The organism is Oribacterium sp. WCC10 (assembly GCF_900113415.1).
Classification (GTDB): domain Bacteria; phylum Bacillota; class Clostridia; order Lachnospirales; family Lachnospiraceae; genus Oribacterium.
The window spans coordinates 158,590-179,136 of sequence record NZ_FOPH01000001.1; the positions used below are offsets into that span (position 1 = coordinate 158,590).

Below are 20,547 nucleotides of genomic sequence, written 5' to 3' on the forward strand. Positions count from 1 at the left end.
ATGATTTCACAAGGGGAAATTAGTTATGCAATATAATTTTAAGAAAATCGAGCCAAAGTGGCAGACAAAGTGGAAAGAGGCTGATGCCTTTAAGGCAGTGGACTTTGACAAGCGTCCAAAGTGGTACGGACTTGTTGAGTTTCCATATCCATCAGGTGCAGGTATGCATGTTGGACACATCAAGGCTTATTCAAGTATTGAAGTTCTGGCACGTAAGCGCAGAATGCAGGGATACAATGTTCTGTTCCCGATGGGATTCGATTCCTTCGGCCTTCCAGCTGAAAACTATGCTATAAAGACCAACACTCATCCACATCTCATCACAGAGAAGAACATCGAGCATTTTAAGGATCAGATGAGACAGGTTGGATTCTCGTTTGACTGGTCAAGAGAAATCGCAACATCTCATGCAGACTACTATAAGTGGACACAGTGGATATTCCTTCAGCTTTTCAACAAGGGCCTTGTTTTCAGAGCAAAGACTCTTGTAAACTATTGCCCTCATTGTAAGGTGGTTCTTTCCAACGAAGACTCACAGGGTGGCAAGTGTGATATCTGTCACAGTGATGTAGTTCAGCTTCCAAAGGATGTATGGTACCTGAGAATCACACAGTATGCTGATAAGCTTCTTAACGGACTTTCAGATGTTGAGTATCCTGAAAGCATTAAGCAGCAGCAGGTAAGCTGGATCGGACGCTCTACAGGTGCGTTCGTAAACTTCGAGCTTGCTGATGAAAACAGCGGCGAGTCTCTTGATAAGCTTGAGATCTATACTACAAGATGTGATACTCTTTACGGTGTTACTTTCATGGTAGTGGCTCCTGAGCATCCGGCTCTTGATAAGTTCAAGGACAAGATCACCAACTGGGATGAGGTTCTTAAGTATCGTGAGGATGCGGCGAAGAAGACAGAGTTCCAGCGTACTCAGCTTGTAAAGGAAAAGACCGGTGTCAGGATTGCGGGCCTCAAGGCAGTCAATCCTGTTACAGGAAAGCAGATTCCTGTATTTATCGCAGACTATGTAATGATGGGCTATGGAACCGGCGCTATCATGGCAGTTCCTGCTCACGATCAGAGAGACTACGATTTTGCGAAGAAGTTTGGAGTAGATATCGTTGAAGTTATAAAGGGCGGAGACATTGAAAAGGAAGCCTATACAGGTGACGGTGAGATGGTTAACTCCGACATCCTTAACGGATTTACAAATAAGAAGGATTCTATTGCAAAGATGCTCACAGTTCTTGAAGAGAAGGGCATCGGACACAAGGGCGTTCAGTACAAGATGAAGGACTGGGCATTCAACCGTCAGCGTTACTGGGGAGAGCCTATTCCGCTTATTCACTGTCCTGAATGTGGAACTGTCGGAGTTCCTGAGGATCAGCTTCCGCTTACACTTCCGGATGTTGAGAACTTTGAGCCGGGTACAGACGGGCAGTCACCGCTTGCAAAGATCGACAGCTTCGTAAACTGCACATGCCCTAAGTGCGGCGGCGCAGCAAAGAGAGAGACTGATACCATGCCACAGTGGGCAGGTTCATCATGGTACTTCCTGAGATTCTGCGATGCCAACAATGACAAGGCATTTGCAGATGCGGAAAAGCTTAAGTACTGGCTTCCGGTTGACCACTATAACGGTGGTATGGAGCATGTTACCAGACACCTTCTTTACTCAAGATTCTGGCATCAGTTCCTCTATGATCAGAAGCTTGTTCCTACACCGGAACCATATGCAAAGAGATCTTATCAGGGACTTATCCTTGGACCTGATGGAGAGAAGATGTCCAAGTCAAAGGGTAATGTCATCGATCCTTTGAACATCGTTGATACTTACGGTGCGGATACCCTTCGAGCATACGTTCTCTTCATGAGCGACTATACAGCAGCTGCTCCATGGAGTGATGAGGGTGTACGTGGTGTTAAGCGTTTCCTTGACCGTGTTGCAGGACTTACAGATATCGCAACACTCGATAAGGAAGATTCAAGTCTTGAGTCAAAGCTTCATAAGACCATAAAGAAGGTATCTGATGATATCGAGCGTATGAAGTTCAACACTGCCATTGCAGCATTGATGACGCTCATCAATGACTTCACAAAGGCAGGAGCCATCACAAAGGACGACCTTATTGTATTTATCAAGCTTCTTCATCCTTTCGCGCCTCACCTTACTGAGGAGATCTACGAGACTATGGGCGGTGAGGGACTTCTTACACTTGCTGAGTGGCCTCAGTATGACGAAGAGAAGACAAAGGACGCAGTTATCAACATGGGTGTTCAGGTTAACGGTAAGGTACGTGGTAATGTTGACATTCCTGCTGAAGCTGATCAGGATGCTGCTGTTGAGGCTGCCAAGGCAGATCCTCAGATCAATAAGTTCCTTGATGGCAAGAACATCGTTAAGGTTATCTTCGTAAGAGGAAAGATTCTGAACTTTGTAGTGAAGTGATGGGATATTCAGACTGCCGCCTGTGCATTAGATAATGCAGGCTTTTGCGGATGAGTATGCCGGCTTCGGCAGGTTTATTGGGGAAACGCTGAGTAAATACTGATTTAATCAAGTGTATACTCGGAATTATAAAGTCAGATTTAATAATTGAAATTAACCCGAATTTAGAGTTTCGTGTTATGATTTTATCCGCCGCAGACTTTTGTTTGCGGCGGATTTTTGGCGTATATAAGTATGATGTATTCCGGAAAGCAAAATTATAATCCCGGATTTGTACTGCTTTTGACTGAAAATCATGAATTATCCTTTTTAGAAAGTGACATCTATGCGAGATAACAGTAAATTCAATTTTGATGAAGAACTGAAAAAACTGCCTGCGCTTCCGGGGGTGTACCTGATGCATGGCCCGAAGGACGAGATAATCTATGTGGGAAAAGCAAAGGTGCTTAAGAACCGCGTAAAGCAGTATTTTCAGAAATCATATAAAAAGTCGGTTAAGATCCAGCAGATGGTAAGTCTGGTGGAACGCTTCGAATACATAGTTGTGGACTCAGAGCTTGAGGCTCTGATGCTTGAAAACAATCTGATAAAGGAGCACAAGCCGAGATACAATACACTCCTTAAGGATGACAAGACTTACCCTTATATTAAAGTTACCATGGAACAGTATCCGAGAGTTTTGAAAGTCAGAAAGAGGGCAACTGACAAGGCAAAATATTTCGGCCCCTATGCATCCAATGAACAGGTGAATGAGGTTATCGACCTCATCAGAAGGACATTTCGCATCAGAAACTGTAACAAGGTTTTTACAGAAGATTCGCCGCTCCCTCAGAAGTGCATGTACTATGATATTCATCAGTGCGATGCTCCGTGCCTTGGAAAGCAGAGTAAAGCCGACTATAGACTTCAGGTGGATAAGGCAATCGATTTTTTGAACGGCAAATATGAAGATATAGTAAAAGAACTTCATAGAAAGATGATGCGGGCGTCTGACAATCTTGACTTCGAAACGGCTATGGAGATGAGAGATCTCATCAGATCCATCGAGGCGGTTCAGAACAGACAGAAGATTGTGGCTTATGATTCCGGCGACAGAGATATCATCGGAATGAGAAGAGAATTCTCGGACTGTATCGTTCAGATTTTCTTTGTTCGAGACGGAAAGATTATTGGAAGAGACCACCAGTTTGTGGATATCGATCAGGAGTCCACAGATGAGGAAATCCTCAATGACTTTATTGAACAGTATTACAACGGAACTCCTTTTATCCCTCATGAACTCTGGGTTCAGACGGAACTTCCGGAAAAAGAGATACTGGAGCAGTGGCTCAGCCGCGAGAAGGGCAAAAAGGTAAGCATTATTACACCTCAGATAGGCAAAAAGGAAAAACTTGTGGAACTTGCCATCACCAATGCCGGTATCCTTATGAACCGGTACAGACAGCAGTATCGCGAACAGGACGCAAAATGCGCCAAAGCGGTCAAGGAACTTCAGGATATCATCGGACTGGAGAACCCGCCGATACGTATCGAGTCATACGATATTTCAAACACTATGGGGGCGCTCAATGTCGGCTCTATGGTGGTATATCAGAACGGTAAACCAAAGAATAATGACTACAGAAAGTTCCGTATCAAGTCTGTGCAGGGACCGGATGACTATGCGTCGATGTATGAGATGCTGACACGCCGTTTTGAACACGGTCTTAACGAAATGAAGGATAATGCTGCTGCCGGAAAGGATGATTCTCTGGGCTCGTTTTCCAATTTCCCGGATCTTATCTGTATGGATGGCGGTAGAGGCCAGGTTAATGTCTGCCTGCAGGTCCTTGATGAGCTTGGAATCACATCTGTCAAAGTTTGCGGTATGGTAAAGGATGATCATCACAGGACGAGAGCTCTTCTATATAATAATGAAGAGTTGCCTCTCGATGAGAACAGTGAGGCATTTAAGTTGCTTACACGTATACAGGATGAGGTTCACAGGTTTGCGATTACTTATCACCGTTCACTGAGAGATAAAAATCAGATTAAGTCTCTTCTGGATGAGATAAAAGGCATTGGAGAAGTCAGAAAGAAAGCGTTGATGAAGCGTTTCGGAGACATTGATCATATAAGAGTGGCACCATTGGAGGAACTTATCAACTGCCCGTCCATGGATGATTTTTCTGCGAGACAGGTATATGATTTCTTCCATAATAATCCGAAGACGGCTATAGGAACCATGAAACAGGAACTGAAAACCGGCAGCTCTGATGATTGAAATGTAAAACCCGGAACTGCAATGCGGAATGGCAATGCATCAGTGATGGGCTCATTGATGTAAGGTTGTCGTGACAGGGCAGCAAGGTTAAAAATCTGTTTAGGGTTCTTACGTAATTCTGTCGCGGATTTAATGAAAATCACAATATACAAACAGTTTGAATGCTGATAAGATTATATGCATTGTGAGATTTTCTGTATTAGTCCCGGTTGTAATAATGCTGATGATGTGTTTTTGCGGCATGTACATTTAACTGTTATGGAATACAGCTTTGTTATGCATGGGATTTATACATGGTGTTATTTGATTGATTTTTGAGGATATTTTCTATGGCAGATAGATATGATGATATAGGAAGAGCGCGTCCGGCCTCAAGAGCAAGAGGTAAGTCCCGCGCAAGAGGCGCACAGCCTTCAGGATATAGCAGTTCAAGACACGGAAGTGCCGCAGGCAGCAGAAACGGTTCGTCTCGTGTGGGAACTCAGCATGGCAGTTCTTATTATGGAAGAAAACCGGATAGAAATGATAATGGTTATATAGTATTGATCGGAGCTGCTGTGGCGGCATTTGTCATCATCGGCGGTCTGGTGTTTATATTGAAGAGTGGCTTTTCCGGCGGTGACAGCATTAAGGAAGAGACGACAGTTGCGGCAGAGACATTTGATCCGGACAGCATCAGAGATGATGTTTACCTTGATGTAAGTTCCTTCGCCCCCGGCGCGGAACTTGTGAACATGAAGGGCATGAACCGTGAGCAGGTTAAGAATGCGATCATGGCCACATATGAGTGGAATCTGGTTGTGAAGAATACCAATCCGTCATTGGCGGATTATTCGATGCCTGCACTTGGAGAGACGGAGACTTCCGCTGAGACAACAGGCGAAAAAACAGAAGAGGTTCAGGACAATGACGGATCAGAACAGACTGTTGAAGTTGACAATCCTTATGCCAATATCACCATCAGACCCGAAGTTGAAAGTTTTGCGGTTCCTGATCTTATAGAAGCGAATCTTGATGAGATGATCGATCAGATTTTTGCTGACTATGAGTCAAAGATTAATCAGAAGAGCGAGACCGCGGGCACAGAGGAAAGCACTGAATCTGCTGCAGACACGGCTGTTGTTGCGGATTATGCATTGGCACTCCCTGATTTCAGCGGCAAAGTCAAGGATTATATGAACCAGCTTGCGACAGTATGGAAGATGAACCCGAAGAACGGAGATATCACTTCGTACGATTCTTCTTCGGGTGAGTTCGTGTTTGGCGGCTCGGTTGACGGATATGAGATCAATGCAGAGAGCACTGCGGCTAAAGTCCTTAAGGCTATTAGTGATCGCGATTACAGCGCAAGTATTGATGCTGACGGCAGTAAGATTTCCGCTTCGGTTGCGTCCATCAAGGATAAGTATGAGGTCATCGGATCATTTACTACAAAGACGACGGCCAACTCAATCAGAAATGGTAATATCAAGACAGCGGCTGCGGCTATTAACGGAACTGTTCTTCAGCCGGGAGAGGAATTCTCTTTCAATGAGACAGTAGGACAGCGTACAGAAGAAAAGGGTTATGGCGGAGCACCTGCATACAATGAAGGTGAGGTTGTGACTGAAGTCGGCGGAGGTGTCTGCCAGGTTTCATCAACTTTGTACAACGCGGTATTCCGTTCAGGACTTACTACTACCTACAGACGTTCACATACATTTGCACCTACATATGTAACTCCCGGAACCGATGCTACAGTATCATGGCCCGGACCTGATTATAAGTTTGTGAATGATTCGGATCATGCCATCGGAATCCGTGCATGGTATTCCGATCAGACCATGAATGTTCAGATTTACGGAATCAGAGTCCTTCCTAAGGGCGTATCCTGGGAGCTTGTTTCAGAGAAGGCTGCGGATCTTCCTGTACCTGACGCCCAGCTCATTACAGAAGGCGAAGAGTCTGAGGGTACTGCGGGTTCAGAGTGGCAGGCATACAAGATCATTCACAATGCTGACGGAACCACAGAGAAGATAAAGGATCACTACACACACTACAGCGGACATACGCCGAAAAAGTATACTCCGGAAATTGCCGCATCCATCGAGGCATCCAAGGCCGCAGAATCACTTGCGCCCGAGAGCGCCGAAAGCAGTGCAACGGATGAGTCGACAACAGGAGAGACTCAGGAAGAAGCAGAAGATCCTGATAATCACAGCGAGCCGGAAGAGTCCGATGAGCCGGAGACAGAAGCAACTAAGGCAGAGACAAAATCGGAACCTGTTCATGAGAATCCGGAGATTCCGGGACTTGAACCCGGAGACTTCCCGATAAATGACGGGCTGATAGGAGAAGGGCCGTTATAAAGACAATTATGAAATTTTTATAATGTGATATGAAACCCGTGGGGAAATGAGGGGCTAAAGAAGCCATCATCGTTCCCTGCGGGTTATTTTTATAGGGAAAAACCGGAAATTTAAGATGAATTTTCCGGATATAATGTTATGTTTTTCGGGAAGATACCGAAAACGAATCGCGGATGTGCGGTAGAGAAGTGCATAAAGATACAGCATATAGGTATCAAAAAAACTGAAAGTACTGTCTGTTGTGGTGGAACTCTTTTGTGTAGAAGACTAAACGAAAATTGTATTTTTATTTGTACAATATATACTGATATGAATTCAAAAGGGCATTTTGTATTATGCACTTTCGTTGTATTTTTTCGGGTACGAACTTCGATTTCTTTGCAATTTATAGCGAAAATGCTATAATTCTAAACAGTATGATATCCTTTTTATAAGGTTCATATAAAAAATATTCACATTCATGTAAGAGATTCATTTTTTAGGAGGAATTCTTATGGCAAGAAAAATGAAAACCATGGATGGTAATCAGGCTGCTGCACATGCATCTTATGCATTTACAGAAGTAGCCGCCATCTTCCCTATCACCCCTTCATCAGTTATGCCTGAGCATGTTGATGAGTGGGCAACAGAAGGCAGAAAGAACATTCTCGGTGAGACCGTTCAGGTAACTGAGATGCAGTCTGAGGCCGGTGCTGCAGGTGCAGTTCACGGTTCACTCGCTGCAGGTGCTCTTACAACTACCTTCACAGCATCTCAGGGTCTTCTTCTTATGATTCCTGATATCTACAAGGTTGCCGGTGAGCAGCTTCCAGGCGTATTTGATGTATCTGCACGTGCACTTGCATCTCACGCACTTTCCATCTTTGGTGATCATTCAGACGTTATGGCATGCCGCCAGACCGGTGCTGCTATGCTTTGCGAGTCTTCAGTACAGGAAGTTATGGACCTTACTCCTGTAGCACACCTTGCTGCACTTAAGGGACGCATTCCTTTCATCAATTTCTTTGATGGTTTCAGAACATCTCATGAGATCCAGAAGATCGAAGAGTGGGATTATGAGGATATCAAGGACATGGTAGATTGGGAGTACATCGACGAGTTCAGAGCTCGCGCGCTCAATCCTAACCACCCTGTTGAGAGAGGTTCAGCTCAGAATCCTGACATCTTCTTCCAGGCACGTGAGGCTTCTAACCCTTACTACGATGCACTTCCTGCAATCGTTCAGGAGTACATGGACAAGGTTAATGCCAAGATCGGTACAGACTATAAGCTCTTCAACTATTACGGTGCAGCTGACGCTGAGCACGTAATCGTTGCTATGGGTTCAGTTAACGATACAATCGAAGAGACAATCGACTACCTTGCAGCTCAGGGTGAGAAGGTCGGTGTAGTAAAGGTTAGACTTTACAGACCGTTCGCTACAGATGCACTTCTTGCAGCTATTCCTGAGACTGTTAAGCAGATCACTGTTCTTGACAGAACAAAGGAGCCAGGTTCTATCGGTGAGCCTCTTTACCTTGATGTTGTTGCAGCTCTTCAGGGCAGCAAGTTCCAGGGTGTTAAGGTATTCTCAGGACGTTATGGCCTTGGTTCAAAGGATACAACTCCTGCACAGATCGTTGCAGTTTACAAGAACACAGAGAAGAAGAGATTTACAATCGGTATCAACGATGATGTAACATATCTTTCACTTCCTATCGGACCAGCTCTTACAACTACTCCTGAGGGAACAATCAACTGTAAGTTCTGGGGTCTTGGTGCTGACGGTACTGTAGGTGCTAACAAGAACTCTATCAAGATCATCGGTGACAACACAGACATGTACGCTCAGGCTTACTTTGATTATGATTCAAAGAAGTCCGGCGGTGTTACTATGTCTCACCTCAGATTCGGTAAGAAGCCAATCAAGTCAACTTACCTTATCAAGAGAGCTAACTTCGTTGCCTGCCACAACCCTGCATACATGACAAAGTTCAACATGGTACAGGAGCTTGTTGATGGCGGTACATTCCTCCTTAACTGCGTATGGAGCAAGGATGAGATCGCAGAGCACATCCCTGGCCAGGTTAAGAAGTACATGTATGATCACAAGATCAACTTCTACATCATCAACGGTGTAAAGATCGGTATCGAGACAGGTATGGGTCCTACTCGTATCAATACTATCCTTCAGTCAGCATTCTTCACACTTGCTGATATCATTCCTAAGGATATGGCAAACAAGCTCATGAAGGATGCAGCTCAGAAGACATACGGCCGTAAGGGTGAGGATGTCGTTAAGAAGAACTGGGCAGCTATTGATGCCGGTGCTAACGCATTCGAGAAGATCGAGATTCCTGAGGACTGGGCTAACGCACAGGATGAGGGACTTGAGTTCAAGGATAAGACAGAAGGTAAGAAGGAAGTTCTTGACTTCGTTAACAACATCCAGAACGCTGTTTCAGCACAGGAAGGAAATGGTCTCCCTGTATCAGCATTCAAGGATTATGTAGATGGTACAACACCTTCAGGTACAGCTGCATACGAGAAGAGAGGTATCGCAGTTAACGTTCCTCAGTGGAATCCTGATAACTGTATCCAGTGTAACTTCTGTTCATATGTATGTCCTCACGCAGCTATCCGTCCATTCGCTTATACAGAGGCTGAGGCAGCTAATGCTCCAGAGGGCGATCTTTTCAAGGATATGACAGGTATGCCTGGTTACAAGTTCGGTATCAAGGTATCTGTTCTTGACTGTACAGGTTGTGGATCTTGTGCAAACGTATGTCCTGGTATGAAGGGCAACAAGGCTCTCGAGATGAAGCCTATCGCACAGGAGCTCGACAGACAGAAGTTCTTCGATTATGCTGAGAAGCTTCCTGAGAAGGATGAAGTTGTTGCCAAGTTCAAGGAGACAACTGTTAAGGGATCACAGTTCAAGAAGCCTCTTCTTGAGTACTCAGGTGCATGTCCTGGATGTGGTGAGACACCTTATGCTAAGCTCATCACACAGCTCTTCGGTGACAGAATGTACATTGCAAATGCTACAGGATGTTCATCAATTTGGGGTAACTCATCACCTTCTACACCTTACACAGTAAATGCTAAGGGCCAGGGTCCTGCATGGGATAACTCACTCTTCGAGGATAACGCAGAGTTTGGTTATGGTATGCTTCTTGCTCAGAATGCTATCCGTGGCAGACTTAAGAAGGAAGTTGAGGCACTTGCAGAGAAGGATGCATCTGTTAAGGATGTATGCCAGGAGTGGCTTGATACATTCGGCGTAGGTGCAACAAACGGTGCAGCTACAGATAAGCTTGTTGCAGCTCTTGCAGACAAGACTGATGATCTTTCAAAGGATCTTGTAAAGAATAAGGACTTCCTGTCAAAGAAGAGCCAGTGGATCTTCGGTGGTGACGGTTGGGCTTACGATATCGGATTCGGCGGACTTGATCACGTACTTGCTTCAGGCAAGGATATCAACGTTATGGTATTCGATACTGAGGTTTACTCAAATACAGGTGGACAGTCATCTAAGTCAACACCTACCGGTGCAGTAGCACAGTTCGCTGCAGCAGGTAAGGAGACAGGTAAGAAGGATCTCCCTGGTATTGCAATGTCTTACGGCTACGTATATGTTGCACATATCAACATGGGTGGTGATATGGCTCAGACAGTTAAGGCTATAACTGAGGCTGAGGCTTACCCAGGTCCATCACTTATCATTGCTTATGCTCCATGTATCAACCATGGTATCAAGAAGGGCATGGCAAAGGCTATGGAAGAGGAGAAGCTTGCACTTACAACAGGTTACTGGAATAACTTCAGATTTAACCCTAACGGCGGTGACAAGAAGTTCACTCTTGACTCTAAGGAGCCGGATTTCACAGGATATCAGGACTTCCTTAAGGGCGAGGTTCGTTACCTTTCACTCGGTCTCAAGAACCCTGAGAGAGCTAAGGCACTCGATGAGCAGAACCAGGCTGAGTCAGAGGCTAGATATGAGCACCTTAAGAAGCTCAACGATCTTTACAACAAATAATTGATAAAGAACAGAGTTTCTCTAAAAGGAGCCGGCAAATGCCGGCTCCTTTTTTATTGCTATAACATTGTGATAGTTTCTAATGGGAACTGTTTTGGTTTTCTGCCTTAGCTTAACGTTTTTTAGATGCCCTCTGATTCTGACTGATTCAATCAAAGGCTGAATTGTAGGCTCAGTACTTCTTGTATTTGCTCAGGCACTATAGTTGATGAATGCGTTTTCTCGTGTTATGATGTATTAGTTAAAGTATATCTATAAATTGCATAAGTCTGTCGTCACTCGGGATAGCGCTGTAAATATAAGTTCAGGTGTCTGTGTGGCGTAGTACCAGAATAGGTGGTTAAATGAGAAAAGTTATTGTGGCGGTTGTGGGCCGTCCGAATGTAGGTAAATCTACATTGTTCAATATGATTGCAGGTAAGCAGATCTCTATCGTTAAGGACACTCCAGGTGTTACACGAGACAGAATCTATGCTGATGCGGAGTGGCTGAACTATAAGTTTACATTGGTAGATACAGGTGGAATTGAACCGGATTCAAAGGATGTTATACTTTCACAGATGCGTTCACAGGCTCAGCTTGCCATCGATACTGCAGATGTCATCCTTTTCGTTACTGATGTAAGAACAGGTGTTGTCGATGCTGACTATGAGGTTGCAAGCATGCTTCGTAAGTCAGGAAAGCCTATAGTTCTTTGCGTAAACAAGGTAGACAGCTTCAAGAAGTACGGTGACGATATCTATGAGTTCTACAATCTTGGACTCGGAGATCCTTTCGGAGTTTCATCTGTTAACCAGATGGGTGTAGGTGATCTGCTTGATGAGATCGTTAAACATTTCCCTGCAGACAAGCTTGATGATGTTGAGGATGATTCTATCAAGGTGGCTCTCATCGGTAAGCCTAATGTAGGAAAGAGCTCACTGGTCAACAAACTTCTCGGACAGAACCGTGTTATCGTTTCAGATATCGCAGGAACAACAAGAGATGCCATCGATACAAAGATCGTACATAATGGCAAGGAATATACATTTATCGATACTGCGGGACTTCGCCGTAAGGGTAAGATCACTGATGATATCGAGAGGTATTCTGTTATCCGTACTGTTGCTGCTGTAGACAGAGCGGATATCTGCCTTGTAATGATTGATGCGACTCAGGGTATAACTGACGGAGATGCAAACATTGCCGGTATCGCTCATGAATCGGGTAAGGGCGTTATCATTTGCGTAAATAAGTGGGATGCGGTTCTTGACAAGACGGACAAGACCATGAAAGAGTACATGGAGAAGCTGAAGGATAAGTTCGCTTACATGCCTTATGCGGAATATCTCTTCATTTCCGCCGAGACAGGTCAGAGACTGAACAAGATTTTCGACCTCGTTGATCAGGTAAGAGAGAATCAGACACTCCGTATTCGTACAGGCGTGCTCAATGATATCATGACCAGAGCGACAGCCATGAAACAGCCGCCTAGTGATAAGGGCAAGAGACTGAAGCTGTTCTATATGACACAGACTGCGGTTGAACCGCCAACATTTGTTATATTCGTAAACGATGTTCAGCTGATGCATTTCTCATATACAAGATATATCGAGAATCAGATCCGTGATGCCTTTGGATTTGCCGGAACACCGCTTAAATTCCTTATTCGTGAGAGAAAAGGTGGGGAAGAAGAATGATGGATATTAAGCATATTATCATTGCTTTGATCGTCGGCTATGCTTTCGGTAATATTCCAAACGGATATCTTTATGCCAAATCACAGGGCGTCGATATCTTCAAGGTTGGCTCAGGTAATCCGGGAAGCACCAATATTTCGAGAACACTTGGAAAGAAAGCCGGAGCTACTGTATTGCTTCTGGATATAGCGAAAACCATATTGCCCATACTTATACTTCATATGTTATGGAAGCCGGCGACTACAGATGATTCCACCATGCTTATTCTTTTTGCCGGCATCGGTGCGATTCTCGGACACGATTTTCCTATCATTCCGAAGCTTAAGGGTGGAAAGGGAATCGCCTGCACAGGGGCGCTTATCATTGCCTTTGAATGGAAGCTGGCTGTGCTTTTGCTCCTTCTGTTCATACTTATCGTTTGCATCACGGGCTATGTGAGCCTGGCGTCCATGACAGCGGTGTCCATGTTCTTTGTATTGACTGCTGTATTTGGGAGACTTGGTATGCTTCAGATGTCCATGGATGCCTATCCTGTGATATGCCTGCTTACATTCCTTATTGCGGCTCTTGCAGTATGGCAGCATCGTAGCAACATAGGAAGACTCATGAGCGGAACAGAGAGCAAGTTCCATTTTAAAAAGTAATATTTATGATACGGTGGCGGGATGAGTCAATGGAGTGGCAGTTTAACTTGCCGGTTCGTGGCTCAATACCCGCCATTTTTAAAGGAGACGGAAATGAAGACATCGGTTATTGGGGCAGGGACATGGGGGACAGCACTTGCTATACTTCTTGCACATAACGGGCATGAGGCAACCCTTTGGACAAGATCAGAGAGCACGGCAGAAGAAATGTCTGTCACGAGACAACACAGGCATCTTCCCGGGGCGGTATTGCCGGATGGGCTGGTGGTCACTTCGGACATGGAGAAGGCATTGATAGACAAGGATCTCATCGTTCTTGCGGTTCCTTCGGTATGCATTAGAGAAACTGCCAGACGGATGACTCCGATGATTCGTCATGGACAGGTTATAGTGTCTGTTGCGAAGGGTATAGAGGCTGATACATTGAACACCATGTCAGATGTTATAGAGGATGAGATTCCTCAGGCGGATGTGGCTGTTCTTTCGGGGCCGAGCCATGCAGAAGAGGTTTCAAAGTTCATACCGACTACCATAGTTACCGGTGCGAGATCCGAGAAAACAGCAAAGTTCATTCAGGATACATTTATGTGTGACTGCTTCAGAGTTTACATAAACCCTGACATAAAAGGCATTGAGATCGGTGGAGCTCTCAAAAATGTTGTCGCCCTCGCAGCAGGGATGGCTGACGGACTCGGTTACGGAGACAACAGCAAAGCTGCGCTGATCACAAGAGGTATTGCAGAGATCACAAGACTCGGTGTGAAGATGGGATGTGATATCGAGACATTCCAGGGACTCAGCGGAATCGGTGATCTGATCGTTACCTGTGCATCCATGCATTCACGAAACAGAAGAGCTGGTATTCTTATAGGAAGCGGAAAAACTTATCAGGAGGCTATGCAGGAAGTCGGTCAGGTTGTGGAGGGCGTTTATGCTGCCAAAGCAGCCAGACAGCTTGCGGATAAGTACGGTGTGTCAATGCCTATAGTTACTGAGATTAATGAGATTCTGTTCAATAACAAGTCAGCGGAAGAAGCGGTGAATGATCTGATGCTGAGAGACAGACGACTGGAGAATTCGGGACTGAAATTTGACAGATAACGTAAAGGTTTACATAAAAATAGAATATAGTTTATCGGGTTGACGTAAACAGTTCGACAGATCCAAAAGGGACGGGAATAAGGTGTCATGATTATGACTCCGGAATCCCGTCCCTATTACTTTGTAAAAATATTTATGAGGTTCATATACGAAATTTAAGCATTGCGCTACGCTTATAGTCCATATAACTGTAAGTTATCAAACAACCAAATAAGTTGATTTTACGTTATAAAAGCAATTGACTAAGGATATTCCCTTTTAATATAATCTAACCATCAAATCAGTTGCAAATGAGATGTGATGGACCCGTTTTAGCCTGACGTAAGTTATATCAAAAGTTTTAATCAGGCTTTTCGGTTATATAAAATTAAAAGTATGTCGACTCATACTTTGTAACATGACTTTACGAAGTCGAACTCATAGGCAACATGAATGCGCGGATGACATAAGAACATTCGGCATTGGGTATCAGCGATGATCATATCGTTAATGAACTGATGCCTACCTATTAAGAAATGGGAGGGGATTAAAATGAAAAGATTATTAAGCGTTGTTTTGACAGGTGCTATGGCTGTTTCACTTGCAGCATGCGGATCTTCAGGTTCAGGTTCTGCTGCTTCAACAACAGCGGCTGCTTCAGGAGAGAAGACAGAGACAGCGGCTGCGGCAGCTTCATCAGATGCTACATGGAAGTTCGGTTCCCAGGGACCTCTTACAGGCGGTGCGGCAGTTTACGGTACAGCAGTTGTCAATGGAACCAAGGTTGCGGTTGATGAAATCAACGCTGCAGGTGGTATCAACGGCTATCAGATAGAGTTCCAGTCTGCTGATGATGAGCACGATCAGGAGAAAGCTATCAATGCTTACAACTCACTCAAGGACTGGGGTATGCAGGTACTTATCGGACCTACAACATCTGCTCCTACAATTGCGGTCGGTTCAGAAGCAGTTAACGATAACCTGTTTATGATCACTCCTTCAGGTTCAGCAGTTGACTGTACAAAGCCTGCCAATGCTTTCAGAGTATGTTTCTCTGACCCTGCACAGGGCGCCAAGTCAGCTCAGTACATCGGTGAGCACAAGTTAGCAACAAAGGTAGCTATACTCTATGATTCTTCAGACGTTTACTCAAGCGGAATCTACGAGTCATTCGTTGCAGAGGCTGCAAATCAGGGCATCGAGGTAGTTGATACAGAGCAGTTCACAGCTGATTCAAAGACAGACTTCTCAACACAGCTTCAGAAGATGCAGGCATCAGGTGCTGAGCTCGCATTCCTTCCTTTCTACTACACAGAAGCTGCTCTTGTTCTTAAGCAGGCAGATTCGATGGGCTTCAAGCCTGTATTCTTCGGAGTAGACGGAATGGATGGTATCCTTGACCTTGATAACTTCGATACTTCACTTGCTGAAGGACTCATGCTTCTTACACCTTTCTCAGCTGACGCTGATGATGATGCAACAAAGAACTTCGTTGCAAAGTATAAGGAAGCTTACGGCAGCACACCTATCCAGTTCGCAGCAGATGCTTACGATGCAGTATATATCGTGAAGGCTGCAGCAGAGGCTGCAAATCTTACACCTGACAAGTCGGTTGACGAGATCGGTACAGCTCTTGAGGAGCAGATGAAGAGCCTTAAGTATGATGGTATTACAGGTGCAGAGATGACCTGGGATGACAATGGCGATGTTGATAAGGAGCCTAAGGCTGTAGTTATCAAGGATGGCGCTTACGTATCAGCAGAGTAAGTACGGCTTTCTAAGGGAAACGCTGATTAAAGCGTTTCTGAAGATACATTCTGATACAACATCAGTATAAGTTTTAAGCTTAAGGGGGGCTGCTATGATAGAGCTCCCCTTTAATTCTATATATGGCCTTCCGGCAGAATTGAGACAAGCCGGTATTTCAGAATAGTGCGCAGTTCTAAAAAGTCCTGTGGGCTTCATATATGTGACGATGCCGAAGCCTGTCGGCATAATTAATTAGTTCGAAGAGGTAACAAGATGATGAGTTTTATTTCGTATCTGCTCAATGGCCTTAGCCTTGGATCGGTTTATGCGATCATAGCGCTTGGCTATACGATGGTATACGGTATTGCGAAAATGCTTAATTTTGCCCATGGCGACATCCTTATGGTTGGTGGCTATGCGGCTTTTATCGCGTTTAACAGTATGGGACTTCCTGTGGTCGTCGCCATACCGGTGAGCATGGTGGTGTGTACATTACTTGGTATCACTATCGAAAAAATAGCATACAAACCTCTTCGTAAGGCAAATTCACTTTCTGTACTTATCACAGCCATAGGTGTTTCGTATCTCCTTCAGAATCTTGCACAGATCATCTTTACCGCAAACCCGAAGAGTTTCAGTTCCTTTGTAGGTATGAAGCCGCTTAAACTTGCGGATGGACAGCTGACCATATCAGGAGAAACCATAGTTACTATAGTGACCTGTGTGGTCATCGTAGTTGGACTGGTTACATTTATCAACAAGACAAAGGCCGGTCAGGCGATGCTTGCGGTCTCTGAAGATAAGGGCGCAGCCACTCTCATGGGCGTTGATGTTAACGGAACCATATCACTGACATTCGCCATCGGTTCTGCACTTGCAGCCATCGGCGGCATACTTCTTTGCTCCGCATACCCGACACTTACACCGACAACAGGCGCCATGCCCGGTATCAAGGCATTCGTAGCAGCTGTACTCGGAGGCATAGGTTCCATTCCGGGAGCATTTATCGGAGGAATCATTCTGGGAGTTCTGGAAAACCTTGCCAAGGCTTACATATCTTCAAAGCTTTCAGATGCCATTGTATTTTCTGTGCTTATCATCGTGCTTTTGGTTAAGCCTACAGGAATTCTCGGTAAGAAGATCATGGAGAAAGTGTGATATCAGATGAATAAAGTTAATGCTGAAAAACAGAAGATCACAAGAAGCAATCTCATCACATTCGGGATGGTTATCATCGCGTATGTGATTGTGGAGATAATGCTTAAGACAGGAAACATTAGTTCCCTTTTTAAGGGACTTCTGGTTCCGCTTTGTATATATTCCATCCTTGCAGTAAGTCTCAACCTCGTTGTAGGTATCTCCGGTGAGCTGTCACTCGGCCATGCCGGATTCATGTGTGTCGGTGCCTTCACAAGTGCCACATGGTCAATGCTTATGTCAGGATCGGCCATGCCGGCGGGACTTAGATTCTTTATAGCCATAGTTATAGGCGCAGTCAGTGCCGCATTTTTCGGGTTTATCATCGGAATCCCGGTACTTAGACTCAAGGGTGATTATCTTGCTATAGTCACACTTGCTTTCGGTGAGATCATCAAGAACCTTGTTAATGCTCTGTACTTTGGAATAGACGCAAGAGGCGCGCATTTTTCACTTGAGGACAGCATGCACCTCAACATGGAGGGCGGAGACATCATCATAAAGGGTGCTCAGGGTATCACGGGAACCCCCAAGAACTCAAACTTCACCATAGGTGTGGTTCTTCTTATTGTGGCCCTTTTTATAGTTCTCAATCTCATCAATTCAAGGACCGGACGTGCAATCATGGCTATCAGAGACAACAGAATCGCAGCAGAGTCAGTCGGTCTTAATGTGACAAAGTTTAAGCTTCTGGCATTTACCATCTCAGCAGCTATAGCCGGAGTCGGCGGTGTGCTTTATGCTCACAACTTAAGTTCACTTCAGGCCCTTCCCAAGAACTTTGGTTACAACCAGTCCATCATGATTCTCGTATTTGTGGTTATGGGCGGTATCGGAAATATACGTGGTTCAGTGGTTGCAGCGGTTGTACTTACAGTTCTTCCTGAGCTTCTCAGAGGTCTCAGCGATTATCGTATGCTTATTTATGCGATAGTTCTTATCCTTATGATGCTCTTTACATCAGCGCCATCATGGATACAGTATCGTGAAAGAATTCTCATGAGCTTCAAGAAGAATAAGACAGAAAGAAAGGAGAAGGATTGATATGGCTACAATGCTTAAAGTAGACAGTCTGGGTATCTCCTTTGGCGGATTAAAGGCGGTTGACAATTTTAATGTTGAGATAGAAAAGAATGAGCTTTACGGACTCATCGGACCTAACGGTGCCGGAAAGACTACCGTATTCAATCTTCTTACCGGAGTTTACAAGCCTACAAACGGTCAGATATCTCTTGACGGAGACATTATCACAGGTCTGGACTGCGAGGCTATCAGCAAAAAGGGTATCGCAAGAACCTTCCAGAATATCCGTCTTTTCTCACAGCTGTCTGTTCTTGATAATGTTAAAGTCGGACTTCATAACAATCACGGATACTCGACTCTGGATGGCATTTTCAGAACACCAAAGTTCCGTAAAGTAGAGAAGGAAATGGATGAAAGAGCCATGGAACTTCTCGGTGTATTTGAACTGGAAGATTACTGCACATACAAGGCATCGAACCTTCCTTACGGACAGCAGAGAAAGCTTGAGATAGCAAGAGCGCTTGCTACCGGACCAAAGCTTCTTCTGCTTGATGAGCCTGCTGCCGGCATGAACCCCAACGAGACAGAAGAGCTTATGAATACCATAAGACTTGTAAGAGATAAGTTTGACATGACTATCCTTCTTATCGAGCATGATATGAAGCTTGTATCAGGTATCTGCGACAGACTGACGGTACTTAATTTCGGACAGGTACTGAAGCAGGGCAATACCCAGGATGTGCTGCATGACCCTGAGGTTGTAAAGGCATATCTCGGTGACTAAGGAGGAAACGAAATGAGCGTAATGCTGGATGTAAAAGATCTCAATGTATATTATGGCATGATTCATGCACTTAAGGGCGTTTCCTTCCATGTTGACAAGGGAGAGATCGTTACTCTTATCGGAGCCAATGGCGCCGGAAAAACCACCACGCTTCAGACCATCACAGGACTTATCCAGTCGAGATCCGGAAGTGTAGTGTATAACGGAAAGGATATCACCCATACTCCGGGACATCAGCTTGTGGCTGACGGACTTGCCCACGTTCCTGAGGGAAGAAGAGTTTTCGCCACACTTTCCGTATATCAGAATCTGATGCTGGGAGCATACACACGTAAGGATAAGGACGGCATCGAGGCTACACTTAAAACTGTTTATGAGCATTTCCCGAGACTTCTTGAAAGAAAGAACCAGATGGCCGGAACATTATCTGGTGGCGAGCAGCAGATGCTTGCCATGGGAAGAGCCCTCATGAGCAATCCTGAGATGGTGGTTCTCGATGAACCTTCTATGGGACTTTCACCGATCTATGTTAATGAAATCTTCAATATCATTGAGAAGATACATGATTCGGGAGTTACGGTTCTTTTGGTTGAGCAGAATGCCAATAAGGCGCTGTCAATCGCTGATCGTGCATATGTTCTTGAGACCGGTAAGATAACCATTGAGGGTGCCGCTCAGGATCTTGCCAACGATCCTAAGGTAAAGGCTGCATATCTGTCAGAGTAACGATGAACTGATTCGGGGCAATCAGGATTGGACGGATAAATATCAGGGAAACGCTGATCAAAGCGTTTTCCTGGCCGGATTTTCGATGCGAAGCATAAATTCCCCCTTGAAAATCCGTGCCATTCGCTGGATTTATATTCGGGTGTCCGATATTCGGGCAGAAAAGCAGTGTTAACAGATGAATGCAAGTCTGAGTGCGAAGCAAATTATTTCCCATGAATCGTTAAATGTAAAAATATTATTCAAAAATAAATATAGAAGCATAGAATTCAAAAAAATCTATTGATATAATTAAAGCAGGAATCCTTGCAGATTCCTTTGAAGCGCTCAAAGACGCTTGGCGCCTTCGATTAATATCGAAGGTAGTTGTGCTGCTGAACACTCAAACTTGGGTCCTTTTGCTATGCAAAACGACTACATTATTCGTGTTCGGGCGGGTCATAAAGTCTCAAATCAACGTGCAAGTACGTGATTTGGTGCTTTTGACCCTTGCGTCATCATATCAATAGATTTTTTTCTGTATTTGTACACCGGTACTGGGAGTGGATTTGTGGGGAAGTGTACCGGAGTCGTCTTTTCCGGGAGGTGAA

The 20,547-nt window shown here is 44.8% G+C and carries 12 protein-coding genes; all 12 read left to right on the forward strand.

Going from position 1 to position 20,547, the window contains the following annotated elements; genetic code table 11:
- Positions 1–25 precede the first annotated feature (25 nt).
- The 12 genes from leuS to BM294_RS00635 all read left to right on the forward strand — a co-directional run bounded on the left by leuS (position 26) and on the right by BM294_RS00635 (position 19,957).
- Complete coding sequence (leuS, locus tag BM294_RS00580) at positions 26–2,443, forward strand: leucine--tRNA ligase (protein WP_091203928.1); 2,418 nt, start codon at positions 26–28, stop codon at positions 2,441–2,443.
- Positions 2,444–2,768: 325 nt separating this feature from the next.
- The gene (gene uvrC / locus BM294_RS00585) at positions 2,769–4,706 is read left to right on the forward strand and encodes an excinuclease ABC subunit UvrC (protein WP_091203930.1); all 1,938 of its coding nucleotides are present in this window, start codon (positions 2,769–2,771) and stop codon (positions 4,704–4,706) included.
- 329 nt (positions 4,707–5,035) lie between these two features.
- On the forward strand, positions 5,036–7,054 hold the full coding sequence (locus tag BM294_RS00590; RefSeq protein WP_242944368.1) for a VanW family protein: 2,019 nt from the start codon (positions 5,036–5,038) through the stop codon (positions 7,052–7,054).
- A gap of 493 nt (positions 7,055–7,547) precedes the next feature.
- Positions 7,548–11,075: a pyruvate:ferredoxin (flavodoxin) oxidoreductase gene (gene nifJ, locus BM294_RS00595; RefSeq protein WP_091203932.1), complete on the forward strand. Its 3,528-nt coding sequence runs from the start codon at positions 7,548–7,550 to the stop codon at positions 11,073–11,075.
- A gap of 344 nt (positions 11,076–11,419) precedes the next feature.
- Positions 11,420–12,754 (forward strand): ribosome biogenesis GTPase Der, encoded by a 1,335-nt coding sequence (gene der / locus BM294_RS00600; protein WP_091203934.1) that lies wholly within the window; start codon positions 11,420–11,422, stop codon positions 12,752–12,754.
- Positions 12,751–13,398, forward strand: coding sequence for a glycerol-3-phosphate acyltransferase (locus BM294_RS00605; RefSeq protein WP_242944369.1), 648 nt, complete (start codon positions 12,751–12,753; stop codon positions 13,396–13,398). Before der ends, BM294_RS00605 begins: the two co-directional genes overlap by 4 nt.
- Positions 13,399–13,491: 93 nt before the next feature.
- The gene (locus BM294_RS00610) at positions 13,492–14,499 is read left to right on the forward strand and encodes an NAD(P)H-dependent glycerol-3-phosphate dehydrogenase (RefSeq protein WP_091203936.1); all 1,008 of its coding nucleotides are present in this window, start codon (positions 13,492–13,494) and stop codon (positions 14,497–14,499) included.
- Between the two features lie 531 nt (positions 14,500–15,030).
- Positions 15,031–16,245, forward strand: coding sequence for an ABC transporter substrate-binding protein (locus BM294_RS00615; RefSeq protein WP_091203938.1), 1,215 nt, complete (start codon positions 15,031–15,033; stop codon positions 16,243–16,245).
- A 258-nt stretch (positions 16,246–16,503) separates the two neighbouring features.
- A complete protein-coding gene (locus BM294_RS00620) occupies positions 16,504–17,385 on the forward strand; it encodes a branched-chain amino acid ABC transporter permease (protein WP_175494400.1) in 882 nt (293 codons plus the stop codon).
- Positions 17,386–17,391: 6 nt separating this feature from the next.
- On the forward strand, positions 17,392–18,468 hold the full coding sequence (locus tag BM294_RS00625; protein WP_091203941.1) for a branched-chain amino acid ABC transporter permease: 1,077 nt from the start codon (positions 17,392–17,394) through the stop codon (positions 18,466–18,468).
- A 1-nt stretch (position 18,469) separates the two neighbouring features.
- Positions 18,470–19,231: an ABC transporter ATP-binding protein gene (locus BM294_RS00630; protein ID WP_091203942.1), complete on the forward strand. Its 762-nt coding sequence runs from the start codon at positions 18,470–18,472 to the stop codon at positions 19,229–19,231.
- A 12-nt stretch (positions 19,232–19,243) separates the two neighbouring features.
- Positions 19,244–19,957: an ABC transporter ATP-binding protein gene (locus BM294_RS00635; RefSeq protein ID WP_091203943.1), complete on the forward strand. Its 714-nt coding sequence runs from the start codon at positions 19,244–19,246 to the stop codon at positions 19,955–19,957.
- The last annotated feature ends 590 nt before the right edge of the window (positions 19,958–20,547 follow it).